Origin of the sequence: Streptomyces rectiviolaceus (assembly GCF_039533825.1) — a bacterium.
GTDB lineage: Bacteria > Actinomycetota > Actinomycetes > Streptomycetales > Streptomycetaceae > Streptomyces > Streptomyces rectiviolaceus.
The window spans coordinates 40,854-67,285 of record NZ_BAAAUG010000183.1 but is presented as its reverse complement, the minus strand read 5'-3'; the positions used below and the strand labels follow the sequence as shown (position 1 = coordinate 67,285).

General features: G+C 68.9%; 16 protein-coding genes and 1 pseudogene. 6 read left to right on the top strand and 11 right to left on the bottom strand.

What is annotated here, in order from left to right; all coding sequences use genetic code 11:
• Position 1: 1 nt before the first annotated feature.
• The 5 genes from ABD378_RS38490 to ABD378_RS38470 form a co-directional block, all read right to left on the bottom strand.
• On the bottom strand, positions 2-448 hold the full coding sequence (locus ABD378_RS38490; protein ID WP_344529069.1) for a GntR family transcriptional regulator: 447 nt from the start codon (positions 446-448) through the stop codon (positions 2-4).
• A 532-nt stretch (positions 449-980) separates the two neighbouring features.
• On the bottom strand, positions 981-2,246 hold the full coding sequence (locus ABD378_RS38485; protein ID WP_344529067.1) for a PIN domain-containing protein: 1,266 nt from the start codon (positions 2,244-2,246) through the stop codon (positions 981-983).
• Between the two features lie 262 nt (positions 2,247-2,508).
• On the bottom strand, positions 2,509-3,558 hold the full coding sequence (locus tag ABD378_RS38480; protein WP_344529065.1) for an HNH endonuclease: 1,050 nt from the start codon (positions 3,556-3,558) through the stop codon (positions 2,509-2,511).
• A gap of 840 nt (positions 3,559-4,398) precedes the next feature.
• Positions 4,399-5,937, bottom strand: a complete 1,539-nt coding sequence (locus tag ABD378_RS38475; protein ID WP_344529063.1) for an MFS transporter — start codon at positions 5,935-5,937, stop codon at positions 4,399-4,401.
• Positions 5,938-6,050: 113 nt separating this feature from the next.
• Entirely contained in the window at positions 6,051-6,821 is a 771-nt protein-coding gene (locus tag ABD378_RS38470) for an SDR family NAD(P)-dependent oxidoreductase (RefSeq protein ID WP_344529061.1), read from the bottom strand.
• 128 nt (positions 6,822-6,949) lie between these two features.
• Here ABD378_RS38470 and ABD378_RS38465 point away from each other — a divergent pair, with 128 nt between their 5' ends.
• Positions 6,950-7,798: a helix-turn-helix transcriptional regulator gene (locus ABD378_RS38465; protein WP_344529059.1), complete on the top strand. Its 849-nt coding sequence runs from the start codon at positions 6,950-6,952 to the stop codon at positions 7,796-7,798.
• 18 nt (positions 7,799-7,816) lie between these two features.
• Here ABD378_RS38465 and ABD378_RS38460 read toward each other — a convergent pair whose 3' ends face one another.
• The 3 genes from ABD378_RS38460 to ABD378_RS38450 form a co-directional block, all read right to left on the bottom strand.
• On the bottom strand, positions 7,817-9,673 hold the full coding sequence (locus tag ABD378_RS38460) for a GMC oxidoreductase (protein WP_425583956.1): 1,857 nt from the start codon (positions 9,671-9,673) through the stop codon (positions 7,817-7,819).
• A complete protein-coding gene (locus ABD378_RS38455; RefSeq protein ID WP_344529055.1) occupies positions 9,621-11,543 on the bottom strand; it encodes an AMP-dependent synthetase/ligase in 1,923 nt (640 codons plus the stop codon). The genes ABD378_RS38460 and ABD378_RS38455 overlap by 53 nt, the downstream gene beginning before the upstream one ends.
• A 141-nt stretch (positions 11,544-11,684) precedes the next feature.
• Entirely contained in the window at positions 11,685-12,359 is a 675-nt protein-coding gene (locus ABD378_RS38450) for a TetR/AcrR family transcriptional regulator (protein ID WP_344529053.1), read from the bottom strand.
• Between the two features lie 69 nt (positions 12,360-12,428).
• Between ABD378_RS38450 and ABD378_RS38445 the strand changes: the two genes are divergently transcribed.
• From ABD378_RS38445 to lacZ, 4 genes and pseudogenes are all read left to right on the top strand, one after another.
• On the top strand, positions 12,429-12,899 hold the full coding sequence (locus tag ABD378_RS38445) for an SCP2 sterol-binding domain-containing protein (RefSeq protein WP_344529051.1): 471 nt from the start codon (positions 12,429-12,431) through the stop codon (positions 12,897-12,899).
• Positions 12,900-12,942: 43 nt separating this feature from the next.
• Positions 12,943-14,166 (top strand): acyl-CoA dehydrogenase family protein, encoded by a 1,224-nt coding sequence (locus ABD378_RS38440; RefSeq protein WP_344529049.1) that lies wholly within the window; start codon positions 12,943-12,945, stop codon positions 14,164-14,166.
• 162 nt (positions 14,167-14,328) lie between these two features.
• Positions 14,329-15,792, top strand: a pseudogene (locus ABD378_RS44340) (arabinofuranosyltransferase AftB family protein); the annotation flags it as partial.
• Positions 15,793-16,186: 394 nt separating this feature from the next.
• Positions 16,187-19,369, top strand: a complete 3,183-nt coding sequence (lacZ, locus tag ABD378_RS38435; protein WP_344529047.1) for a beta-galactosidase, LacZ type — start codon at positions 16,187-16,189, stop codon at positions 19,367-19,369.
• Here lacZ and ABD378_RS38430 read toward each other — a convergent pair.
• A complete protein-coding gene (locus ABD378_RS38430) occupies positions 19,356-21,056 on the bottom strand; it encodes a vWA domain-containing protein (protein WP_344529045.1) in 1,701 nt (566 codons plus the stop codon). The two genes, lacZ and ABD378_RS38430, sit on opposite strands and share 14 nt — an antisense overlap.
• Positions 21,057-21,290: 234 nt before the next feature.
• On the opposite strand from ABD378_RS38430, the gene ABD378_RS38425 reads away from it, so the two are divergent.
• On the top strand, positions 21,291-22,352 hold the full coding sequence (locus tag ABD378_RS38425; protein ID WP_344529043.1) for a BUD32 family EKC/KEOPS complex subunit: 1,062 nt from the start codon (positions 21,291-21,293) through the stop codon (positions 22,350-22,352).
• A gap of 489 nt (positions 22,353-22,841) precedes the next feature.
• Here the strand turns inward: ABD378_RS38425 and ABD378_RS38420 are convergent, their stop codons facing one another.
• Both ABD378_RS38420 and ABD378_RS38415 read right to left on the bottom strand, forming a co-directional pair.
• Positions 22,842-23,717, bottom strand: coding sequence for an ABC transporter permease (locus ABD378_RS38420; protein WP_344529041.1), 876 nt, complete (start codon positions 23,715-23,717; stop codon positions 22,842-22,844).
• On the bottom strand, positions 23,714-26,368 hold the full coding sequence (locus ABD378_RS38415) for an alpha/beta fold hydrolase (RefSeq protein WP_344529039.1): 2,655 nt from the start codon (positions 26,366-26,368) through the stop codon (positions 23,714-23,716). Before ABD378_RS38415 ends, ABD378_RS38420 begins: the two co-directional genes overlap by 4 nt.
• Between the last annotated feature and the right edge of the window lie 64 nt (positions 26,369-26,432).

The following is a 26,432-nucleotide window of genomic DNA, read 5'->3' as shown; positions in this document are numbered from 1 at the left end:
GCTACGGCCGGCCGCTGGACGTCGGGAGAGCGCGAACAGTTCGCCCCTTGCCGTGGACAGTGGCGAGCAAGCCCGTTCCCTCCATCTGTGCAAGACCGCGGCGCACAGCAGTGCGAGATACACCGAACCGCTCGCAGAGCTTGGCCTCGGACGGATACGTATCCCCGATCACGAGCGAGTCCTCGTCGATCACTGCAATCATGCGATCCACGAGGGGGCGCCGGTCGCCGCCCCGAGAGACCCGCCATCCCACCCCAGGGGCAGACTCAAGGACACCCTCGGCTTCCAAGGTCTTGAGAGCCCGGCGAATCGTGTTGCGCGCGACCCCATGCGTACGTACAAGGTCAGCCTCGGACGGCAGATCGTCGACGATCTCGCCCTCTTCGATGCCCTTCCGAAGGGCCTCCGAGATCACCATGTAGGTTCCGCGCGGACTGGCCTCCGGCACTGGGGCTCCTCTCGTGTCTCTCCGTTGCTCGCTGCCAAGAATCGCACGGTCGCGCGGAACGCATCAGGGCTGCTCCTGTGGTTGTGGCCTTCCTGCGGCAGGTCTCTGCCTTCGCGAGGCAATCAGCGCTACGACCGACCAGGCCGGTCGGCACCTCATGCGTGTAGCCCTGAGGCTTCCAGCGGCTTCGCGACAAGGGGGCCCGGACAGTCTGTCCGGGCCCCCTTGAACCGCGTGCTGCGGGTGCAGCGGGGACACTCCTGTACATGGGTGCAGGGTTAGCAGGAATCCTCGGAGCCGCAATCGGAGGCTTACCTTGGAGCAGTCGGAGAAATTATCTCAGCCTCCACCGCAGGGCGCAAGCAATTTAGATCCAGGCTCACCCAAACGCAATGAGAGGCCAGGCGCGCAGTCCACACAAATTAGGCCGGTGGACCCCACGGAACGAATGACTGCATGTGAACGCAGAGAAGTTTCGGTGCGCGAAATGCCCGCCCTGGTGCAGCGTCCAGAGAATGGCGATGACCCTTAGTCACTCGATGAGTATGCTTTCTGGGGCGAGGAAGGGGTGGTGACACATGTAGCACATCGATGCCGTACGCGGGTTGTGAGTATTGCAGGTATTGCAAAAGCGCGTCGTTCCAACACTCAGGCGAACCCCTGCGTTTTGCGCCCAGGTCTCGCCCATGACTCTGTCTGCAGCTTCCGGCAGAGGCTCGTCAGGGTATTTAGATACGACCTGTGGCGGTAGGGGTGATAGCGCGATCGCGTCAACTTCCCCGTCAGTGAGTCGCGTAGGTTCTGTCGAGCGGAGCACGGTAAGGCGAGGATCAGAGGTACCGCTGGAAACATTGATAAGCACCCTGCTCTCCCATCCGCACCCTGCGCTTACAAGGTGTGTTCCAGCCTCGGTCAAACCGATACCGGCGAGAAGCCAGCGCACGGTTGCCGTGCACCACTCGTGCTCTCCGATTCTGTAGGCGTCGATTTCACCGATGCTTCCAGGTTGAACCTGCAGATCACTCATCCATGAAATTAGCCTTGCTGGAGCCGTCGGCGCGCCCAGGGTTCCAGTCCAAATAGTTGCGCTAAATGGCAACGGAACTGATGCCCTTCGTGCAGCATCAGCAACAGCCCAACAGGATAGTTGAGACTTGAGAATTTCAGAAACGTTCTTCTCGTCGGCCGTCACGGAAGTGGTGAAACGTTCGACCACACCATCGAGGGATGTCAGGTGCACAAAATTCTTCAATCGTGCCACGTCGGCATCCATGGGAGTTTGGTACGGGCTTTGCCCGTCGCCGAAGTCTTTTGTGTTTGAGCTTACGAAATGTACTGTCTCATCTGGGTTAGTGCGCGCATACTCAACCGCGGACATCCAGATCGCCGCGTCCCGGAATCCCGTTTTTCCGGCCTTTGCTCCATCTTGTGTCTTGCATGGCACGAGGCCGTTTGCTTCGCGGAACGCGGCCTCTCGCAAAGCGCTTTCGCTGGTGGGTATGACGTCGACGACACTCCGCCATGATGCGCGCCAGTGCTGTCGAACGCGCTCTGTGTTCTGCTCTTGCAGAGGTGAGGCGGCCCCCCAAGGTGTGACCTCATCGAGGGACTTCAGCGCTCTGGCCGCTGCCTCGTACTTCTGTGTGTACTTCACCGCTTGCTGGGCGGCGAGTTCTTCAAGCACCATCCACGGGACGGCGACTCCTTCGTTCCCAACAGCTCGGATAGCTCGCAGCAAGTCTGCGCTGCTGCTGTCAAGGCCGCATCCACGCAGAATGCATGTATCTAGAACGATCAACGCCCGCCTCCTGCAGACTCGTTGAAGCGATCACCCGAGGATTGCAGGGGGCGCCTGTGTGCGCATCCGATTTGGCAGGGGCGTCGCGCACTGATTCCCCCATGCGTCCCCCCGCCGCGGGGTGGAGAGCAAGATGTTGCAGGTCAATGGGGACGGGTACGGCCTGCTGTAAATTTGCCGACTCAGCCTTCCCAGGTTTGAATCCTGGTGCCGCCATCAGCATGGGCAAGGCCTCGCACCTGCCAAGGCGACTACGGGACCGTCACGTTCCCGCGGGCTCGGTCACTGACCGGGCTTTCGGCACACCCGCTTCGCGTCCCCTCGTCTGCTCTTGGACCAGCACGCGCAGCTCGGCCGGCGTGGGCCACGGCGCACTGCGGTGAATCATGCGGTGGCAGTTCGAGCAGATCAGCGCGAGATCGGCCAGCCTCGTAGTGCCCTCTCCGGCCACGTGGAGAGGCACCACGTGATGACACTCGATGTAGCCCTTGCCCCGCTCGCCGTACACCTTGGCGAAGTCGAAGCCACACGCTTCGCATGACAGGGTGCCACCTTGCTTGAGGACTGAGGCAATCTTCCTTGTGCGGAGAGCCTTATTGCGCTCGCGTGTGCGGTGGCGGCGATAGAGCACACGTCCCTCGGGCGCGCTGACGTCATCGTCCAACTCCTCGTCTTCGGGCAGCGGTACAGGCTGAAGGCCCCCGGAGCGCAGCCCCTCGCGAAGTAGCTCAGCTGCCCGCGCCATCTCTGCCGGACGGTCCAGGAAGTCTTGCAGCACCTCGCGGTCCAGCTGCCCGCCGTTCGTAGGCTGGCCCTTGTAGTCAGGGTGGAAGCTGGCGATGTTGAGCGTCTTGTACGCCGCTCCGTTCCGATTGCGGTACTCGGCCGCGCGCTGCTCCGGGGGGTAGGCGGACAGCAACTGCAGAAGGTCGGACAGCTCTGCCACTCCCGGGTCGGATGCAGAAAGGCCCTGCCAGCCGTTCCGGGCGACGACATCGCAGGCCAACACCAGCTCGTCCCGGGTCCATTTGGGGCTGCGCGATACACCGATCCGGAAACCCTCGCGCTTCAGCCAGTCGACGGCATGGCCCACGCCGCCGCTCAGCTCCTGCCAGGTGAGCGCCCTGCCTTGCGAGTGCTTGTGCGCTACTCCTGCCACGGCCTTGGAGTCGTACTCCTTGCCCTCGTGCAAGATGAGGTACTTCCGGGCTCGCTTGAACTCGTACAGCTCCAGGAAGCTCTCAGCTCCCAGGTCGTCGTACTCCTGCATGGTCTTCAGGATGTCTTCGCGCGAGATGGCCCCTTTTTCCATGCGGGGAGACTACGGGGCAGGTACGACAAGGCACTCGTCTACTCTCGCCCTCCACACCGAGACCAACAGGGTGTACCGGAGGTGTCCCAGCTGCCCGACTGTTCGGTTACCCCAACTGACCTGCACAAACAAGTGGGACGGGAGAATCGAGACTGTCCCACCTGTCCGGTCAAGACGGCTGTACCACCCTCGGGGCTGGAGGTGGTACAGCCCGATGGCAAAGCCGACCTTCTATAAGTGGCGGGCGCCGGAGGCGACTTCAGACCCCCCGGATCTGCTGGCTTCTAGCGCGACCGCCACGCGATGAACGCCGTAATGGCGGCTAGGTCCGCTCGTCGACAGTCGCCCATCCCCTAAGCGTGGGTACTCCTGCACCACGCCCTGTCCCACCTGTCCGACTGTCCGGTTACCCCCATCCACCTGCACAAACAGGTGGGACAGCGAGAATCGAGGCTGTCCCACCTGTCCGGTTAAGACGGCTGTACCACCCTCGGGCCCGGAGGTGGTACAGCCCGTCGGCGAAGCCGACTCCTGTAGGTCGCAGACGCCGGAGGCGGCTTCCTTTGATCTCTTTCACCGAGTCGCCTGTCGAATACGTGTCGAAGTCCGCGACGGCAGCTCTGTGGGCGCCGAGAAACGTGCAGGTTGCGGGCATGATCTCCGCGCACCGTGCCAGTTTCTTCTAAGCGCTTGGCCGCAGGTTCGAGTCCTGCCGGGGGCGCACAGTCCGTACGCGTTCGGCCCTCCTCACCGGAGGGCCTTTTTGCTGGTGCGGGGACCCTAGCGAGAAGCCCGTAGCGGCTACGTAAGCGCCGGGGCGTCCCCAGGTGGTGGCAGAGGTCAGGTGCTGGCCGCGGTGGCCTCACTCCGGTGGGGAGCGGGCTCCTGGCCGCCGCGCGCGACCGTCACCCCGGGCTTGCGCTCGGCCAGCATCATGTAGATGGCCACCGACAGGAGCGCGCAGATCACGGCGCTCGCCCAGAGCACGGCCTGCCAGGCGTCCGTGAAGCCCTCGGCCACGAAGTCGAAGAAGCTGGGGCGTACGTCCGCGGGCAGCTTCTCCAAGGGGCCGGTCAGGTCACCCGAGTTGATGTTGTTGGCCAGGTCGGCGGGATCGCCCTTGTATGCCGGGAACCTGTCGACGCCCTCGTTCAGCCACTTCTGTACGAGGTTGACCAGCGCCGAACCGGCCGCCGCGATGACCACGGCCTCGCTGCCCAGGCGCAGGGTGTTGAGGAACCCCGCGGCGGTGCCGGTCGCCTCGGGGGCCACCACCGTCAGGACCGCGCCGTCGACCAGGCCGAAGTTGAGGCCGAGACCGATGCCGAGGAGGATCAGCGGGCCCGCGAGCCCCCCGAGGCCGATGCCGGGTTCGAGGACGACGGCGAGCCAGGCGACGCCGAGGGTCAGACAGGCCAGGCTGAGCGCGAAGACCGAACGCGCCGACCAGCCCCACTTGACCAGGCGCCCGGCGAGCAGGGGCGTGGGCAGGATGGGCAGCGTCATCAGGAGCATCGTGCTGCCCGCGGCCTGGCTCGTCGACTTGTTGGCAACCAGTAGGTAGTTCGGCAGCAGGGGCAGCAGGATCACGAACGCGAAGGTGACGACGACGGGGATCAGGCAGAGCGCCATGAACTTGGCGTTGCGCAGCAGCCGCAGGTCGAACATCGGATGCGTCTGCCGCTTCTCCACCACGACGAAGACGGCCATCAGGAGCACCGCGCCGGCCAGGCAGCCGAGGACGCCCGGACTCGCCCAGCCCCACTGTGGTCCCTCGACCATGCCCAGCATGAGCAGGAAGAGGCTGCCGACGAACGTGGCCGTGCCCGGCCAGTCGACCTTGGCCGCGCTCTCGCTGCGGGACTCCCGCATGAACGGCACGGCGAACAGGACGAGCAGCATCAAGACGGCGTGCGCCCCGTAGAAGGAGCGCCAGCCGAGGGTGTCCGCGAGGACACCGGCGATCATGGCGCCGAGCGCGAGGCCACCGCCCGTGGCGATACCGACGGCGGCGAACACCCGGGTGCGGGCGGCGCCTTCGAAGCTCGTGGCGAGGATGGAGCTGCCGCTGGTGAGGAGCCCGGCGGCGCCGACTCCCGCCACCGCGCGCGCGAGGTCGAGTACGTAGATGTCGGTCGCGACCGCGCTGACGAGCGATGCCACGGTGAACAGCACGGCGCCGATGGTGAACACGCGGCGCCTGCCGAGCAGGTCGGCCAATGCTCCGCAGGCCAGCATGAAGCTGGCGAAGGTCAAGTTGTAGGCGTGCACGACCCATTGCAGGGCATCGAGGGATGCGTCCGTGTCCAGGCCGATGTGTGGCAACGCCACACCCGAGCCGGTCACGGAGGTCGGCAGGATCAGCAGGGTCAACAACACCGCGATCAGCGTTACTTGGGGGCTCGACCCTCGGGTTCGCCCACCTGAACGGGAAGACAACTCGTGCGCTCCTTATAGAGGAATCAGGAGAGAGGAATCAGGGGGAGGAGGGGTCAGGCGGGGATGGAGTTGGCGACGCCGCCGTCGACCAGCAGGTCGACGCCGTTGACGTAGGAAGCGGCGTCGGAAGCAAGGAACGCGACGGCGGACGCGACCTCCTCGGGGGTGCCGATGCGCCCTAGGACCACGTCCTGGCGGCTCGCCTCACGGGCCTCGTCGGTGGGCACGGACTCGCGGAACATGTCGGTGTCGATGTAGCCGGGGCTGATCGCGTTGACCCTGATACCGCGGTCGGAGAGGGCGCTGGCGAGGGTCTTGGCCAGGTTGGCGGCGGCGGCCTTGGTTGCCGCGTACAGCGAGCCGACGGCCAGGCCCCTGTGGTGGGTCCACGACGCGTTGATGACGATCGAGCCGCCGTCCGTGAGCAGCGGGAGCGCGTGCTTGACGGTGAAGAAGACACCCTTGAAGTTGGCGTCCACCACGCTGTCGAAGTCTTCCTCGGTGAACTCCTCGATCCGCTTGAAGACGCCGATACCGGCGTTGGCGAACACCACGTCGATCCGCCCGAAGTGCTCGCGCACCTCTCCCATGAGCCGGTCGAGGTCGGCGGGCTTGGACACATCGGCGGGCAGCGCGAGCAGCCGGTCGCCCGCGTCCAGGCGCTCGGCGGCACGCTTGAGGCGGTCCTCGCCGCGCCCGGTGATGACCACCTTCGCGCCCTCGTCGAGGAGGAGCCCGGCGGTCGCGAATCCCATGCCGGTGGCGCCGCCGGTTATGAGGGCTGTCCTGCCGTCGAAACGGGCCGATTCTGAAGTGCTCTGCATGGTGAAATCCCCAGCCATTCAAAAGAAGTGAGCTGAGAAGAGCTGCCGTACGAGGCAGGTCCGTGCTCACGTGAAGCATCCTGCTCGCTGTCACCGGGGCATGAGGAGAGCCAACCTATGGTGGTGTCATGACCACCACCCACACCCCAACCGTCCGTGCGGCTCAGGCCAAGCCGCGACGGGAGGACCTGCGCGACTTCCTGCGCACGCGCCGCGCCAGGGTGATGCCGGAGGATGTCGGTCTCCCCGGCCGCGGGCTGCGGCGGACCCCTGGCCTGCGACGCGAGGAGGTGGCCACGCTCGCCGGTATCGGCATCTCCTGGTACACCTGGCTCGAACAGGGGCGGGTCATCAAGGTCTCGGAGTCGGTCGTGGAGTCGATCAGCCGCGTCCTCAGCCTCGACTCCGCCGAACGCGATTACTTCTACCGCCTGGTGGGGCTCAACCCGCCGCCCGCGGTGACGGACACGATCCCCATGGCCGAGCTCGAACGGCTCATGGACTCGTGGTCCCCGTATCCCGCCTATGTCCTCGACCGCTGGTGGAACTACGTACTGACCAATTCATCGGCCCAGGCGGTGTTCGGTGTGCCGCGCAGTGGTCAGAACTGCCTGGTGCTGTTCTTCACCGAACCGAGATACCGGCACTTCTTCACCAATTGGTCCACTCTCGCGCCTCAAGTCGTTGCCGACTTCCGGAGTGCCGCAGCGTCGTTTCCCGGTGACGCGCGATTCACCGCGATCCAGCGCGGGCTCTGCGAAAGGAGTCCGGAATTCGCGCAGTTGTGGGAGCAGCACGACGTCCGCGCGGAGTCGAACGGCACCAAGGCGGTGGTCCACCCGGTCATGGGCGAGATGACCTTCGACCACCTCGTCATGCATCCCTCGACCCGTCAGGACCTGCGCGTGTCCGTGCACTTGCCGCGGGACGGTGAGGCACGGCACCGCCTGGAGCGGCTCCTTTCCGAACCTGATTGATCGCTTTCTGATTGATCGCTACTCCGGCAGTCGCAGCTCCCCGTAAGCGCCCTTCGGGACGGCTGGCTTCTTTGGCGTGGCAGCAGGCACGCGCGCGTACCCCGTGCCCTGCTCCGGACGCCCGTCCGCCTCCCCCTTGTTGGGCCAGTGCGCCATCGCCCGCTCGGCCTGTGCGGTGATGGTGAGCGAAGGGTTCACGCCCAGGTTCGCGGAGACCGCCGAGCCGTCCACCACGGAGATGCCCGGGTGGCCGTAGAGGCGGTGATAGGGGTCGATCACTCCCGTGGCCGGTGAGTCGCCGATGGGGCAGCCGCCCAGGAAGTGTGCGGTCAGCGGTTTGCCGAGGAGCTCGCCCAGGTTCGTGCCCGCGAAGCCGTTGATGCGCTCGGCGACCAGGCCCGCCGCCTCCCAGCCCTCCGCGATGTGCACGGGGTTGGGCGCGCCGTGCCCCTGCTCGGCCGTCAGCAGGCGGCGGCGTCCCAGGCGGGTGGTGAGGGAGTTGTCGTGGGTCTGCATGACGAGGCCGATGATCGTGCGCTCCGACCAGCGGTGGGTCGACGCGACGCGCGCCACGAGCACGGGGTGGGTGAGGAAGGCGAGCACGGCGGCCAACGGCTTGGGGAGGTTCCGGCGGTACTGCGGGACGCAGATCAGCGCCATCAGGTTGGAGCCCTTGCCGTAGCGGACGTTCTCGATGTGGGTGGTGGGGTTCGGGTGGATGGAGGACGTGATGGCGACGCCCCGGGTGAAGTCCAGGGGGCGGCCGGCGCCACGCTTCTTGCGGTAGCGGCGGGGGAAGGTCACCGCGCCCACCAGGGCCTCCGAGTTGGTGCGGGTGAGCCTGCCGAGCCGGTCGGAAAGGCGCGGCAGGATTCCCTCGTCCTTCATACGGTGCAGGAGGGTCTGGGTGCCGTACGTTCCCGCCGCGAGGACGACGTGGCGGGAACGCAGGACGGTGCGGCGGCCCTTACTGCCCAGGCGGCCCTTGCGGCCGATGCGGCGCTTGTCGGTAGGGACGGTCACCACCTCATGCCCGCCCCCGGCGACCTCGCGCACCGACACCACCGTCGTCATCGCGCGGATCTCCGCGCCCGCCCGCTCGGCCAGGTACAGGTAGTTCTCGGTGAGCGTGTTCTTGGCGCCGACCTTGCAGCCCGTCATGCACGACCCGCACTCGGTGCAGGCCGACCGCGCGGGCCCGGCACCGCCGAAGTACGGATCGGGAACTTCCGTACGTGCTCCGCCCGTTGAAGAGCTGGAACCGGTGGCGCCACCGGCACCGCCACAACCCCCCGCGTCCGCGCCGTCGCCGAAGAACACCCCCACGGGCGTCAGCCGGAAGGTGTCCGCCACGCCCATCCGGTCCGCCGCCGCCCGCAGATGCTCGTCCGCCTCCGTCGTGGTCGGGTTCTGGCGTACGCCGAGCATGCGCCTTGCCTGGTCGTAGTACGGGGCGAGTTCCGCCTGCCCGTCCGTGATGCCCGCCCACTGCTTGTCCCGGAAGAAGGCGGGCGGCGGTACGTAGAGGGTGTTCGCGTAGTTCAGCGAGCCGCCGCCCACCCCCGCGCCCGCCAACACCATGACGTTGCGCAGGAGATGGATGCGCTGGATGCCGTAGAGGCCCAGGGACGGCGCCCACAGGTAGTTCTTCAGGTCCCAGGAGTCGCTGGGCAGCGAATCGCGGGTGAAGCGGCGCCCCGCCTCCAGGACGCCGACACGGTAGCCCTTCTCGGTCAGGCGCAGGGCGGCCACGGACCCGCCGAATCCGGAGCCGACCACCAGTACGTCGAAGTCGTACGGCACCTGCGAGGCCTCCACCGCCTCACTCACCGTAGAGCGCCTCGATCTCGCCCGCGTACGCCGTCGCCACCGCATGCCGCTTGATCTTCAGTGAGGGCGTGAGCAGCCCGTTGTCCTCGGTGAACTCGCCCTCCACAAGGGAGAACCTGCGGATCGACTCGGCCCGTGAGACCGCCGTGTTGGCGTAGTCCACGGCCTTCTGGATCTCCGCGGTCATCTTCGGGTCCCGGCACAGTTCGGCGAGCGGGGTGTCCTTGGGGCGCTTGCGCACGGCGAGCCAGTGCTCGACGGCCTCCGGGTCCAGCGTGATGAGCGCGGCGACGTACGAACGGTTGTCGCCGACGACGATGCACTGCCCGACCAGGGCCCGGCCGCGCAGCCGGTCCTCCAGGATCGCCGGGGAGACGTTCTTGCCCCCGGACGTGACGATGATGTCCTTCTTGCGCCCGGTGATCGTGAGGTAGCCGTCGTCGTCGAGCGCCCCCAGGTCACCGGTCGCGAACCACTCGTCCCGCAGCACGGCGTCCGTCGCGGCCGGATTGTTCCAGTACGAGCCGAAGACGATGCCGCCCTTGATGAGCACCTCGCCGTCGTCCGCGATGCGTACGGCGGTGCCGGGCACCGGAAGACCCACCGTGCCGGGCCGGGGCTTCAGCGGCGGCGTGATGGTCGCGGCGGCCGTGGTCTCCGTCAGGCCGTAGCCCTCGTAGATGATGATCCCGGCGGCGTAGAAGAACAGGTTGAGGCGGCGGTCGAGGGGCGAGCCACCGCTGATCGCGTAGCGCAGCCTGCCGCCGACCTCCTTGCGGATCCGGCGGTAGACGAGCAGTTCGTACAGCGCCCAGCCGAGGTAGAGCCCGACCGAGGGGCCGGGGCCGCGCTTGTCGAGGAACTTGTTCAGATACGCCTCTCCGAACCGCACCGCGATCCCCTCGGCCCGGTCGAAGGACGCCCCGCGCCCGATCTTCTCCGCGGTCGCGCGCCCCGTGTCGTGGATCTTCTCGAAGAGGTACGGGACGCCGACGACGAACGTCGGCCTGAACGCGCGCAGTTCGGGCCTCAGCTCGTCAGGCTTGATGCTCGGGCAGTGGCCGAGCTCGATGCGGGCGAGCATGCAGGCGATCTGGATGGTGCGGCCCAGGATGTGGGCGAGCGGCAGGAAGAGCAGCGTGGAGGCGACCTGGCCCGTGATCTCCTTGAAGACGGGGTGCAGCAGGTCGACCGTGTTCGCGGCCTCGGCGTGCAGGTTGCCGTGGGTGAGGACGCAGCCCTTGGGCTTGCCGGTCGTGCCCGATGTGTAGCAGATGGTGGCGACGGAGTCCGGGGTGAGTGCGGACCTGCGCTTGGTCACTTCCTCGTCGGACAACTCCTTGCCCTGAGCCGCGAGTTCGAGCAGGGCGCCGTCGTCCACGCACAGGACGCGCGGTGGCTCGGCGAGGTCCCCGACCGCCGCTTCCGCCGTCGCGACGTTCTCCGCCGTCTCCGCGATCAGCAGCGTCGCGCCGGAGTCCCGCACGATCCACTCGATCTGCTCCGCGGCCGACGTCGCGTACACGGGCACGGTCTGCCCGCCCGCCGCCCAGATCGCGAAGTCCAGTACGGCCCACTCGTACCGCGTACGGGACATCAGCGCGACCCGGCCGCCCGGCTCGAGCCCGGCGGCGATCAGACCCTTGGCCGTGGCGGTGACTTCGCGCGCGAAGGCCGCCGCGGTGACCTGACGCCACTGGCCGCCCTGCTTGCGGCGCAGGACGACCGCGTCGGGCGCCTCGGCGGCGTTGGTGAAAGGAATGTCGGCGGTGCTGCCCGCTGTGGCCTTCGCCGCGAGCCGGGCGGTGCGCGCCTCGCGCACGGTTCCGCGCTCGTCCCGGACGAGCTCCACCGCGGCGCGCTCGCCCAGCTCGCTGTGGCGTTGCGCCCGTTTCAGATCCTTGCGTACGCCCATGACGGCTCCCGGCTCCCGGCTACCAGCTGACGTGCAGAGGTCATGCAGAGGTGATGCGGTGCGTACTTACTGGGAGGTCAACTTACTCAAGCGTAGGGAAAGTTCAATGGGGCGGGCAGCGAAGAAATCAGCGAGCGGCCGTCACGTCGGATCGGACCTCTCGGCCGGCACCCAGACTTCCCCCTCGAGCACCCGCCCCATCCCCACCCACACCATGTTCATCAGGCGCAGGGTGACACCCTCCGGCGACTGGCCGGGATGGCCGCTCATCCAGTCCGTGAGCGAGTCCGCGGCACCGACCAGCGCGTGTGCGACGAAGTCGGCGTCCTCATCGTCGAGTCGGGCGCCACCGGCGCTCTCCGCGATGCCGTCCCAGACCAGGCCCGCGACCTGAGCCATCACCGCGCGTCGCGCGTCGGCCACGGCGGAGGCGATCGCCTCGCTCAGCTCCGAGGCCTGGCGGTGCAGGACGACCCAGCTGTCGCGGTGCTCGGCGACGAAGGCGAAGAACGCCGAGAGGCCCGCGTGCAGGCGCAGTTCGGGTGCGCCGCCACCGGCCTGCGCCGCGCCCTGGAAGGCGGCGACCAGGCGGTCGGCCTCGCGCCGCAGGCAGGCGAGGAAGAGCCCCTCCTTGGAGTCCAGGTAGAGATAGACCATCGGCTTGGAGATCCCGGCCAGTTCGGCGATCTCGTCCACGGACGCGGCGTGGTAGCCGCGCTTGGCGAAGACCGTCACCGCCACATCGATGATCTGCTGCTCGCGCTCCTGGCGCGGAACGCGCCGACGCCGTCCCTCAGTTCTCCCGTTGACCGTCACCCTTGCAGCCTCCCAGACTCGGGGCTACCTTACCCCGTAGTAAGTTTACTGTTGAGTAAGGAGATTGCCATGACGGACGGCATCGGCGGCGCTGACGGCCTGGCCGGCCTCGACTTCGCGAGCGTCACCCCCGAGGAGTTCGCGAAGATCGTGAAGGGCCTGTCCGGCAAGGAGATCACCGAGATCGCCCAGGACGCGGAGCTGCGCGCCCGCGTCCTGCAAGAGGTGTTCGGGCGGATGGGCCGGCAGTTCAAGCCGGAGGCCGCGGGCACCGTCGAGGCCCTGATCCGCTGGAAGATCACGGGAGTCGACGAGGCGGTCTACGAGACGGAGATCTCGGAGGGCACCTGCACCGTCCGCGAGGGCCGGTCGGACGCCGAGCCGCGCGTCACGCTCGTCATGGCCGACGCCGAGTTCCTCAAGCTGGTCTCCGGCAACTCCAGCCCCGTGACGATGTTCATGATGCGCAAGCTCAAGATCGTGGGCGATGTGGCGTTCGCCGCGGGTCTGACCCGCTATTTCGACATCCCGAAGGCCTGAACCGACACGACCCCTCACACCGACTTCCGGAAGGGAACACGCCATGGCCTTCTCGTTCGAACTGACCGAGGAACAGCGGGACCTGCGCGGCTGGGTGCACGGCTTCGCGGCCGATGTGGTGCGGCCCGCGGCCGCCGAGTGGGACGAGCGCGAGGAGACGCCCTGGCCCGTCATCCAGGAGGCCGCCAAGATCGGCCTGTACGGATTCGAGTCCCTGGCCGATCTGTTCGGCGACCCCAGCGGCATCTCGCTGCAGATCGCCAACGAGGAGCTGTTCTGGGGCGACGCGGGCATCGGGATGGCCCTGTTCGGCACGTCGCTCGCGGTGGCCGGGATCTTCTCGGCGGGCACCCCCGACCAGCTCGCCGAGTGGGTGCCGCAGTGCTTCGGCGACGAGGACGATCCCAAGGTCGCGGCGTTCTGCGTCTCCGAGCCCGACGCCGGCTCGGACGTGTCGGCGATGCGCACGCGCGCGACGTACGACGAGGCACGCGACGAGTGGACCCTGTCGGGCCAGAAGGCGTGGATCACGAACGGCGGCATCGCCGAGGTCCACGTGGTCGTCGCGTCCGTCGATCCCGCCCTTGGCTCGCGGGGGCAGGCCGCGTTCATCGTGCCGCCCGGCACGCGGGGCCTCGAAGGCGCCAAGAAGATAAAGAAGTTGGGGCTGCGGGCCTCGCACACCGCGGATGTGTTCCTGGACGACGTACGCGTGCCGGGGCACTGCCTGCTCGGCGGCAAGGAGCGGCTCGACGCCCGGCTCGCCCGCGCGCGGGAAGGGACGAAGGCGGGTTCGGGAGGCCGCGGGCAGGCCGCCATGGCGACCTTCGAGGTGAGCCGCCCGACGGTGGGGGCGCAGGCCCTCGGCATCGCGCGGGCCGCGTACGAGTACGCGCTCGACTACGCGGGCTCCCGGGTCGCCTTCGGCCGCCCCATCATCGAGAACCAGTCCATCGCCTTCGCGCTCGCCGATCTGCGGACCGAGATCGAGGCGGTGCGGCTGCTGATCTGGCAGGCGTCGTGGATGGCGCGGAACGACAAGGCGTTCGACGCGGGGCAGGGCTCGATGTCCAAGCTGCGGGCCGGGGAGCTGGCTGTTTCGGCGACCGAGAAGGCGGTGCAGGTGCTGGGGGGTGCCGGGTACAGCCGGGAGCATCCGGTGGAGCGGATGTACCGGGACGCGAAGATCTACACGATTTTCGAGGGGACGAGTGAGATCCAGCGTCTCGTGATCGCGAGGGCGATTTCCGGTCGGCAGATTCGCTGAGCGGGGCAGGTCGCAGGCCGCAGGGCCGCAGGCCGCAGGCCAGAAGCCGTGCGCACCGCAGGTCACCGGCTTCGCCGAGTTCGTCCTCGATCGCCGGACGGGCTGAATCGCCGGACGGGCTGAATCCCTTAAGCCGCCGCTGACCGGCGCCGATAAAAGATCATGACGTCGACGCAACTCTCCCTCCGCGAGCCCGACGCCGTCCTCGGGCTGCTCAACAGCAGACGCGACGCCACGCGCGGTCTCCGGCGCGGCGTCCTGTGTCTGCTGCCGGCCTGCGTCATCGCGTTCGCCGGGTTCCAGCGTCGGTGGATGTCCGACGACGGGCACATCTACGTCCGTACGGTCCGCCAGATCCTGGCCGGCAACGGCCCCGTCTTCAACGCGGGCGAGCGCGCCGAGTCCTCCACCGGCACCCTCTGGCAGTGGCTGCTCGTGCTCGCGGGGCTGCCGGGCATCGACATCGCGAGGGCCGCGATGTACGGCGGGCTGCTGCTGACCGCCGCCGGGTTCGCGTTCGCCTCGCTCGGGGCGCTGCGGCTGTACGCGGACAAGGCCGCCCTCCCCCTCGGCTGCCTCGTCCTGCTCGCTCTGCCGCCCGTCTGGGACTTCGCCACCTCCGGCCTGGAGACCGGCCTCGCCACCTGCTGGATCGCGGGGGCCTGGCTGCTGCTCGTCACGCGGGCGCATTCGCTCGCCACCTGCGTGGTCATCGGACTCGGCCCCCTCGTACGGCCCGACCTGGCGCTCGTGTCCGCCGTCTTCCTCGGCGCGCAGTGGCTGATGGCGCGGCCCTCGCGCCGGAGCGCCATCGGCGGGCTCGGGGCCGCCCTCGCGCTGCCGGTCGCGTACGAGATCTTCCGGGTCGGGTACTACGGACAGCTGATGCCGCTGCCCGGCGTGACCAAGGAGGCGTCGCAGAGCCTGTGGGGGCGCGGGTTCGGCTACCTCGCGGACTTCGCGGGGCCCTATCTCCTCTGGGTGCCCGCGCTGTTCCTGCTCGCGGCCCTGCTGCCCGCGACGGCGATCCGACGGGACGCCGCTTCCCTCGTCCCCGCGCTCGCTCCCGTCGTCGCGGGGCTCCTGTGCTGGGTCTACGTCATCAAGGTGGGTGGCGACTTCATGCACGGCCGGATGTTCCTGCCGGGTCTCCTTCTCATGGTCCTGCCGGTCTTCCTGGTGCCCGTCACGCGCGCGTGGACCATCGCCGCGGTGGGCGTCGGGATCTGGGCCCTGACCTGCGCGAGCTGGCTGCGGATCCCGTACGAGGGGCGGATCGGTCCCGGTGGCGTCGCGGACGAGCGCGGTGTGTACGTCCAGCAGAACGCGGCCCCCCACCCCCTCCACCACGACTTCGCGGGCTACCCGAGCAACGTCGCGTACGCACGTCTCGTACGCGAAGCCGATCGCGCGGGCACGCCGAGCCTGTTCCTCGCAAGGACCCCGGCCACCGCCAACACCCCCACCGTCACCGGCGTCTACAGCACGCTCGGCTTCAGCGGCACGGTGGTTCCCCTGGACGGCGCCGCCCTCGACCCGATCGGCCTCGCCTACCCGCTGGCCGCCCACTCCGAGCGCATCAACGGCCGAGTGGGCCACGACAAGCGGCTCCCGGACACCTGGATCTTCGCCGACCGCGGCCGCGGGCCCCTCCCCGAAGGCCTCTACCGNNNTCCCCGAAGGCCTCGACCCGGCGGGTGTCGCCGCCGCCCGGCGGGCGCTCGGCTGCGGGCCGCTGGCCGAGCTGCGGGCGGCGACGCGGGATCCGATGACGCCGGGGCGGTTCCTGCGCAACGTCACCGGGGTGTGGGAGCGGACGTCGTTCCGCTTCCCGAACGATCCGGTGCGGGCCGAGCGAAAGCTCTGCGGCGGCTAGCCGGGGAGGGCGGTCGGCGGCTGGATCACGCCGGTCCTGTGCGGCCCGTCGAACGTCAACTTCCGCTGCATCCATGGGTCTTGAATGTTGAGCGATCACGTCTGATGCTGGCGGTTCTTGTTGCCTTACGTTCGGAGTTGCAGCATGAGCGCACATCTGCCGAGCCGCCGGTCGTTCCTCGCCACCGGCACCGCACTGGTCGGCTGGGCCGCGTTCGCCGCGCAGAAGCAGGCATTCGCGGCGGAGGGAGCGGCAGGGGGAAAGGCCCCCGAGTGGAACGCGAACCCGCGCGTGTTCCAGGTCAACAGAGAACCGGCGAGGACCAGACTCGTCCCGTACGCCTCCACCGCCGACGCCCTGCGCGGCGAGCTCACCAAGTCGCCGTACCACCGCTCCCTGAACGGCAAGTGGCGCTTCCACTGGTCGAGGAACCCCGAGCAGCGGCCCACCGGATTCGAGGCTGACGACTACGACGTCAGCGGCTGGGACCACATCCCCGTGCCCTCCAACTGGGAGATCGAGGGCTATCCGGAGCCGATCTACCTCAACATCAAGTATCCGTGGGAGGGCTACGAGAAGCCCGACTTCCCCGACGTACCCAAGGACTTCAACCCCGTCGGCTCCTACCGCCGCACCTTCACCGTCCCGGACGACTGGTCCGGGCGGCGCACGCTGATCTCCTTCCAGGGTGTGAAGTCGGCCTTCTTCGTCTGGGTCAACGGCAAGAAGGTCGGCTACAGCGAGGACAGCTACACCCCGGCCGAGTTCGACATCAGCCCCTACCTCCGCCCCGGCGCCAACTCCCTCTCGGTGGAGGTCTACCGCTGGTCCGACGGCAGCTGGCTGGAGGACCAGGACATGATCGACCTGTCCGGGATCTTCCGGGACGTGTATCTCTACGCGATCCCCCTCGTGCACGTCCACGACCTCTTCGTACGGACGGATCTGGACTCGGCGTTCCGCGACGCGACGCTGTCCGTCACCACCGTCGTACGCGACCGGACCGGCAAGGCGGCCAAGGGTGAACGCCGCGTCGAGGCCCAGCTCTACGACGCGAAGGGCCGTCCGGTCCTGCGCAGGCCGCTGACCGGCGAGCCCGTCTTCGACGAGCCGCTCACCCTGAAGGCCGACGTCAAGGCGCCCGACCTCTGGTCCGCCGAGGACCCGAATCTCTACACCCTCGTCGTCACCCTCACCGACGGCAAGGGCCGCAGCACCGACATCCAGCGCACCCGCGTCGGCTTCCGCCAGGTCGATTTCGGTCCTGGCAAGTGGACGGTCAACGGCAAGCACGTCATGTTCCACGGCACCAACCGGCACGAGTCGACGCCCGAGCACGGGCAGGCCGTCCCCGAGTCGGTCATGGTCGAGGACGTCCTGCTGATGAAGCGGCACAACATCAACGCCGTACGCACCTCGCACTACCCCAACCACCCGCGCTGGCTGGAGCTGTGCGACGAGTACGGCCTGTACGCCATCGACGAGACCAACCTGGAGACGCACGGCGTGCGCGACCGGCTCCCCGCCTCGCTGCCCGAGTGGACCGACGCCTGTGTGGACCGCATCCGCTCGATGGTCGAGCGCGACAAGAACCACGCGTGCGTGGTGGCCTGGTCACTGGGCAACGAGGCCGGCGACGGCGACAACTTCAAGACGATGGCTGACTGGGTGCGCGCCCGCGACGACTCCCGGCCCGTGCACTACGAAGGCATGAACTCCGTCGCCGACGTGCACAGCGAGATGTACACGAAGCCCGCGGACGTCGAGAAGTACGGCAAGTCCGCCAACCCCAAGCCGTACATGCTCTGCGAGTACACGCACGCGATGGGCAACAGCAACGGCAACCTCCCCGAGTACTGGGAGATCTTCGAGAAGTACCCGAATCTGCACGGCGGTTTCGTCTGGGACTGGGTCGACCAGAACATCCGCCGTCCCATCCCCGGCGACGCCAAGCACAGCTATCTGTCGTACGGCGGAGACTGGCACCCCGGCTATCCGACGGACGGCAACTTCAGCTGCAACGGCCTTGTGGCGTCGACCCGTTCGCCCCACCCCGGCCTCATGGAGATCAAGAAGGTCTACCAGCCGCTGTCCGTCACCGCCGATGACCTCGGGGCGGGGACCGTCAAGGTGCGCAACAAGCACCTCTTCAGCGGCCTTGACGCGTACGAGCTGCGCTGGAGCGTGACGCGGAACGGCGAGAGGGTCCAGCACGGCACGCTCCGCGCGCCCGATGTGGCGCCCGGCACCTCCAGGGCCGTGCGCCTCCCGTACAAGAAGCCGGGCACCCTCGAACCCGGCGCCGAGTACTGGCTCGACGTCACCTTCGCCCTGCGCGACAAGACCCGTTGGGCCCCGGCGGGGCACATCGTCGCCGCCGAGCAGCTCCCCATGGACTGGCGCGTCCCCACGCCCGCCGACCCGGCTCCCGGGACGCTGCCCGCCCTCGAACTCTCCGAGAGCGGCACCGAAGTGATGGTCACCGGCCGCGAGGTCGAGGTCGTCCTGTCCAAGGCGTCCGGCACGCTCTCCTCGTACAAGGTCAAGGGGAAGCTGCTCCTGGCGGGCGGCCCTGTGCCCAACTTCTGGCGCGGTCCCACCGACAACGACATCGGCCGCAAGTACCACGAGGAGGCGGCCACTTGGCGTGACGCGGGCGCCAAGGCGAAGGTCACCGAGGTCAAGGCCGCGCAGCCGTCGCCCGGTGAGGTCACGATCGAGGTGACCGCCACGCTGCCGACCTCGCCGTCGCCGTCCGCCTGGCACACGGTGTTCACGGTGCGCGGCGACGGCGAGGTGCGGGTCAGGCACACCCTGAAGGCGGCGGCGGGCCTGCCCGATCTGCCCGTGGTGGGCGCGCTCCTGACCGCGCCCGCCGGTTTCGAGCGGATCGACTGGTACGGGCGAGGGCCGCACGAGAACTACCAGGACCGCAAGTCGTCGGCGTTCGTGGGCCGTTACCGCTCGACGGTGGACGACCAGGTCGCTCCGTACGTCCGTCCGCAGCAGACCGGCAACATGACGGACGTACGGAACCTTTCGCTCGCCGACCGGGCGGGCGACGGCCTGACCGTGCTCGCCGACCCGGCCGACGGTGAGCCGCTCCTGGAGACCAGCGCGCTGCACCACACGCCGTCCGACCTGGACGGACCGAAGCACCCGTACGAGGTGAAGCGGCGCGACGAGACGATCCTCGGGGTCAACCACCGGCAGATGGGCGTCGGCGGAAACGACTCCTGGGGCGCGCCTCCGCTGGAGGCGTATCTGCTGCACTCCGGGCGGACCTACACGTACGCCTACCGGCTACGGGCGCTCAGCCGGGCTTGATCTCCCCGTCTCCACTGCCTCCGCCGCTGTCTTCGCCGCTGCCTCCTGTGAGGCGGTCCGCCTGGCGGACGGCAGTGGCGAGGTCACGCAGGGCAGCGTCTTCGCTACCCTCCCCCAACTCCTCGGTGCGCCTGGCCAGTTCGGGCAGTGAGGGCGCGCCGGGGAGGGGCTGCCAGGTGGAGTAGTCGCTGGTGGAGGAGTCGCTGGTGGACATCGGCTCGGGGGCGGTGGTCGTCGTCGTGCCGGTGTCGGGCCGCACGGCGGGGTCGCCGGGCTCGGTCCGCGCGGAGGACCCTTGCCGCAGCGCGTCCGCGAAGTACGCGGCCACTGCCGCGGTCCGCAGCCCGCGATCCGCGTTCCACAGGCCGCCGTCCAAGTCCCCCGACTCGATCTGGTTCGACTTCTCGTGCGGGACACGGTTGTCGGGGTCGAGCCAGCGGACGTTGGCGGTCGCCACGTGCCCGCTCGCGCCGGGCCTCATCCGGACGGCATACAGCGCGGTCACGGTGTGTCCGGGACCGACCTCTCCCCCGTCCACACTGTCGTCACGGAAGTCGTCGTCGGCGACCGCGCGGTTGTCGTAGCCGATGAGCCGGAACTGCTTGACGGTCTGCGGGTCGAAGGCGACCTGTGCCTTCGCGTCGCGGGCGCGCAGTTCGATGTGGGCCGGGAGCTGCTCGCAGAAGACCTTCCGGGCCTCCTCGCTGTCCGACACGTAGGTGGTGTGGCCGTCTCCCTTGTCGGCGAGGCGTTCCATCAACGCGTCCCCGTAGTCGCTGCCGACGCCCACCCCGAAGAGGGTGATGCCGTGTTCGCGGCGGGCGTCGGAGATGCGCTCCAGGATGCCGTCGGCGCTGGTCTCCCCGGTATTGGCGAGGGCGTCGGAGAGGAGCACGACGCGGTTGGTGGCTCCTTCACGCTGGCCGCGTACGGCGGTGTCGTATCCGGTCCGGATCCCGGCCTCGAGGTTGGTGGACTGGGTCGGCTCCATGGCGGTGACGGCCGAGTGCACCTTGTCACGGTGATCCCCGATGCGGGTCATCGGCAGCACCGTCTTCGCGCTGTCGCTGAAGGTGACGAGCGCGATGGAGTCGTCGTCGCGCAGCTTGTCGGTCATGATCGCGAGCGATTCCTTGACCAGGTCGAGGCGGCCGGGCTCCGCCATCGAACCCGAGACGTCGATCACGAAGGTGAGGGCGGCGGGCGGGCGTTCACCCTCCGGGTCCGCGCGGGTCGCGAGCCCCACCCGCATCAGGGACCAGCCCTCAGCGTCAGTGCGCCCACCATCCACACTCACCGAGAAACCGTCGCCCTCGGGCCGGGGATAGTCCTGCCGGAAACTGTTCACGAACTCCTCGGGCCGCACGGTCGCCGGGTCCGGGAGGCGCCCTTCGGCGAGAGTACGACGGGCGAAGCCGTAGGAGGCGGTGTCCACGTCCAGGGCGAAGGTGGAGAGGTAGTCGGGTGGCGGCGCGAAGCCGCGCTCCTTGCCGTCCTGTTGCTCGCCGGGCGCCGAGGGGGCAGCGGGCGCGGGCAACGGCCCGGTCGCGGAGCCACCGCCCCTGCGGCTCTTGTCCGCGCCTGAGGCGTCACGGGCGTTGCCCCCTCCGCCGCTGCAGCCGGTGAGCAACAGCCCAGTCGCCACAGCGGCGGCGACCAACCCCCGCCGTATCTTCCGGATCCCCATGATGGTCCCCCTTGGTTCGTCAGCACTCGTGACTGTGACGCCGGGGCCATGCCGAGGGATCGCTCCGGGATGTTGCGGAAGGGTCTCGATGTGGCTACGGCGGGCCGTCACGACGAGCTCCGGCAGAAGGTGTTCAGGTCCGTCATCACACAGGTACCCGTCATCACACAGGGATCCGGCGGTGCCAGGTGGAGGCAGTAGTCGGGTGGAGGCAACAGTCAGGTGGAGGCAAGAGTGAAGCGTCCTGACAGGTCGCGCGGTGCACGTCTGACCGCGCATGGCGCCGTCTCCACATCCCTGGCCCTGTGCAGTGATCGCGCGCTGGGCAAGCTCGTGGACGCGGCCGTGCCGATCGGTTCCGGCATCGGCGGGAAGTCGGCCCTGCTGGAGGTCGACGGAACCCCGGTCTTCGTGAAGCGCGTGCCCCTCACCGACCCGGAGCAGCAATCGGGCAACGTCCGGTCCACGGCGAACTTGTTCGATCTGCCGGTCTTCTGCCAGTACGGCATCGGAGGCCCGGGCTTCGGGGCCTGGAGAGAGCTCGCCGTGCACACCATGACGACGGACTGGGTGCTCTCCGGGGAATACGGGGGCTTCCCGCTGATGTACCACTGGCGGGTGCTGCCGGACTCGACGCCGCTGCCCGATGAACTGGCCGATGTGGAACGGGCCGTTGCCTACTGGGGCGGCGGATCGCAGGTGCTCCGCCGGATCGAGGCTCTCCGCCAGGCGTCCGCGAGCGTCGCACTGTTCCTGGAGTACATCCCGCAGAACCTGCACCAGTGGCTTGGTGAGCAGATGGGCGCCGGCGACGGGGCCGCCGACCAGGCCTGCGCCATGGTGGAAAGGGAACTGGAAACCGGCACCTCATTCATGAACAGCCGTGGCCTCCTGCACTTCGACGCCCACTTCGAGAACATCCTGACCGACGGTCAGCGTCTCTACTTCGCGGACTACGGCCTTGCGATCTCCTCCCGATTCGAGCTGTCGCAGGAAGAGTTCGCCTTCTTCGACCGGCATCGGGCCTACGACCGCTGTTACTCGGTCTCCTACCTGGTGAACTGGCTGGTCACCGCCCTCTACGGGTACGGGAGAGAGGACCGCGAGGCGCAGGTGCGCGCGTATGCCCACGGTGAGCGCCCCACGGGAGCCCCAGAGGCGGCCGCGGCAATCCTCACCCGCCATGCGGCGCTCACCGCGGTGATGGCGGACTTCTTCCGCGAGCTCCAGCGTGAGAGCAGGGAGACCCCGTACCCCCTGGAGGAGATCCGCCGAGTCGGCGGGACGCTCCTTTGACGCGCCGGGGGCGGGGGCTTTGCTGGGCCTGTGGCTTTGCTTGGGACCGGGGCCGCCCGGTTGTCCTGAGGTTGGCGGTTCCGGGCCGGGTGTAAAGGGCGCTCCTGCGTCGCGTCGGCTGCGCCGATTCCGCTGCGCTTCACCCTTGACACCCGTCACTCCACCGCGCGAGGGAAGACGACCGGACGGCCCGAGGGGCGGGACTCTCGACCACTGCCGGGGGGTCGTTCGGTCTTCCTGCCGGGTGCGGACTAGTTCGTCGCAGGGCGCCGTCACGGGCAGGGGTGCGCGGCCGCTCCGGGTGTGGGTGCCGGTCTCGTCAAGCGGCTGTCGGCCGGATCTTCCGGGGTGGCCGTCACGGGTGAGGGGTGCGCGCGGTCAGCGCACCTACTTTCGTGAAGTTGCCTTCTGGCAGAAGGGGGGCGCGCGGGTTTCGCGATGCGCCTTCTCGGCATTAGGTGCCGGGCCCCCCTCGGGGTCAACTGGACCTCAGCTGACCACGTCCTTGCGCGCGAACCCCCGGAACGCCAACGCGAACAGCACCAGCGCGTACGTCACCGAGACAGCGGAGCCCTGGATCATCCCGCCCCATTCCATCTTCGGCTGAATGGCGTCCGCCCACGCGAACTGCCAGTGCGCCGGCAGGAAGTCGCGCCAGCTGCCCAGGGCCGTCACCGCGTCCAGGACGTTGCCGACGATGGTCAGGCCGACCGCGCCGCCCACCGCTCCCAGTGGCGCGTCCGTCTTTGTCGAGAGCCAGAACGCGAGCGCGGCCGTGACCAGTTGGGAGACGAAGATGTACGCCACGACGATCACGAGGCGTTGGGCCGCCGTGCCGGCGGGGAGCGCTCCGCCCGTCGGGATCTGCAGTGGTCCCCAGCCGTACGCCACTGTCCCGACCGCCAGGGCGATCAGGGGGAGCAGGATCATCGCCGCCGCGCTGAGGCCGAGGGCGACGGCAAGCTTCGACCACAGGAGGCGGGCCCGGGGGACTGGGGCCGCCAGGAGATAGCGCAGTGAGGACCAGCTCGCCTCCGAGGCCACCGTGTCCCCGCAGAACAGTGCGACCGGGATGACCAGGAGGAAGCCCGCAGACACGAAAAGGCACGTTGCCGCGAAGTTGCCGCCGGACGCCGTGGCCGTGTCCATCAGTGTCACCCTGCCGCTGCGGCCCTCCGGGGACCCGGCGATGGTGAAGGCGAGGACAAGGACGAAGGGCAGCAGGCCCATCACCCCGCCCATCACCAGGGTCCGGCGCCGCTTCAGCTGGCGGACCGCCTCGACCCGCAGCGGCAGCGTGCGGCCCGGGCGGTATCCGGGGGCCGTGGCGCGTTCCGTGCCCGGCTCCGTGGCTGTGGCGGTCATGCGGTGCCTCCGTCGATCAGGGTCAGGAATGCGTCCTCGAGGCGGCGGTGCGGGCCCATGGACTCCACCGGCAGCTCCAGGCGCACCAGTTCGGGCAGCAGCCGTGCGGCGCTGCCTGCCTCCGTGCCGTCGAGCCGTACGAGAACGCCGGCGTCCGCGCGGACCGCCGACGCCACGCCGGGCAGCGCGGCCACCTTGTCGACCATGGGGTCGGGGATGTTGTCCGCGAGGCCCACCAGGAGCGTGTCGCCGGAGCCGATGATCTCCTGGACCGGGCCCGCCTGGATCAGGCGGCCGCGGTCCATGACCACCAGGTGCGTGCAGGACTGCTCGACCTCGGCGAGGAGGTGGCTGGAGACGATGACCGTGCGGCCGCCCTCCGCGTACCGGATCATCACCTCGCGCATCTCGCGGATCTGTGGCGGGTCCAGGCCGTTCGTCGGTTCGTCGAGGATCAACAGGTCCGGCATGCCGAGCATGGCCTGGGCGATCGCGAGCCGCTGCCGCATGCCCTGCGAGTACGTCCGCACCGCGCGGGCAAGCGCGTCGCCGAGCCCGGCGATCTCCAACGCCTCGTCCATGCGGGCGTCTTCGGCGGGGCGCCCGGTGGCCTTCCAGTACAGCTCCAGGTTCTCGCGCCCGGAGAGGTGCGGCAGGAAGCCCGCGCCCTCGACGAACGCGCCGACCCGGGAGAGGACCGGAGCGCCGGGCCGGATCGCCTGCCCGAAGACGCGGATCTCGCCCGCGTCGGGCCGGATGAGGCCCATGAGCATGCGCAGGGTCGTCGTCTTGCCCGCGCCGTTCGGGCCCAGGAGGCCGAGCACCTGCCCCTTCTCGACGCTGAAGGAGACGTCACGGACCGCGTAACGGTCCACCGACTTCGCGTACCGCTTGCTCAAGTCCGTGATCTGAAGGGGTACTTCCGCCAGTTCCGGGTCCGGCGAGGGCGCCGTCGTCCGGCGCCGCGCGGTGATCAGGAGCAGCACCGCGATCACCGCTCCGGACGCGGGAAGCCACCACACCCAGGCGGGCAGCGGCGTCGCCGCCGTCTTCACGCCGGGCGCCGTGGGGACCGACAGGTCGCCCTTCACCGACACGGTGTACGTGGCGGGGTGCGTCGGAGAGGCATAGCCCAGGTCCGTCGAGGCGAGGACGAGGCGAAGCCGGTGGCCCTTCTGCACGTCGTGGTCGACGGCGGGCAGGGTGAGGGTGACGTCCTTGCCCGCCTTCGCGCCCTCCACCCGGACCGGCGAGACCAGCTGCGAGGGCAGCACCTTCTGCCCGCCGCCGGGGCCCACGTCGTACACCTTCCCGAAGAGCACGGCGTCCTCGCTGTCGGACTTGACGTGCACCCGCACCTTCGGTGATCCGGTGACCCGCAGGTCGTCCTTGAGCGGCGCCGACTGGAACGCGGCGTGCTGGCCGGGGAAGTCGAGGGAGACGCCGACGCCGAGCGAGGACAGCTGGTTGAGTCCGCCGCCACCGGCGCCCGGGAGCGCGGAGATGGCGGGCGGCGCGGCGCCCGCGGGGTTCTCGACGCGCTGCGGGTCGCGCCCGCTGAGCGCGATCTTCCGCTGTCCGCTCTCCAGACCGGGGTACTGATCGCCGCTCGCGCCGCGCAGCTGCGCGGCGCCGTCGGTGGAGTCGATGCCGCCGGTGCGGGTGACCCGGAACGCGGGGCCGGTGTCCGCGCCCTTGTCGTCCTTCAGATAGCGGTCGAACCACGATCCGATGCGGCCGTTGATCCGGCCGGTCTCGACGTCGCCGCCGTCGTGGCCGCCCGAGATCCAGTCGACGGAGACGGGCGCGTGGTTGCCGCGGATCGCCTTGGCCGTGGCGTCGGCCTGGCCGAGCGGGAAGAGGGAGTCGGTCTGGCCCTGCACGAGCAGGGCGGGCACCTTGATGCGGTCGCCGACGGCGGCCGGGCTGCGCTCGGCGAGCAGCTTGCGTGCCTCGGCGTCGGGCTTCCCCGCCACCGCGACGCGGTCGTACATCTCACAGAGCCGCTTCTCGAACTTGTCGCAGCCGCCACCGGTGTTGATGAAGAGACCGGCCCAGAGCTTCTTGAACACGCCGTTCGGGAAGAGGGCGTCGCTGAGGTTCCAGTACGTGATCTGCGGGGCGACGGCGTCCACGCGGTTGTCGTACCCGGCGGCCAGGAGGGACACCGCGCCTCCGTACGAGGCGCCGGTCATGCCGACGCGGGGGTCGCCCTTCTTGTCCAGCTGCACCTCGGGCCGCTTCGCGAGCCAGTCGATCAGCCGGGTGGCGTCGTTGACCTCGCCCTTCGGGTCGTTGAGCCCGATCTTGCCGGTGGACTTGCCGAAGCCGCGGGCGGACCAGGTCAGGACCGCGTACCCCTTGCCCGCCAGGCCCTCCGCCTGGGCGCGCAGCTCGTCCTTGCTGCCGCCGAAGCCGTGGCCGATGAGGACGGCGGGGCGCTTCTTCGACGCGTCCCCCGCGGTGAAGTACGAGGTGTCGATCTTCGCGCCGCCCGCGCCCGGCATCTGCATCATGCGGTCCTCGCGGTGCACGGCGGGCCCGTCGTCCGAGGCCACCGCCGTCCAGGTGCCCGCGCCCGCGAGCAGCACGACGGCGGCCACCGCGGCGAGCAGTCTGCGCTTGGGCAGCTTGGGCAGTCGTAGATCCATGCGTCAACCGTACGGGCGAGGGCCGACAACCGAGGCAGCCGGTGGTCTGAACCCGGTTGCCTAC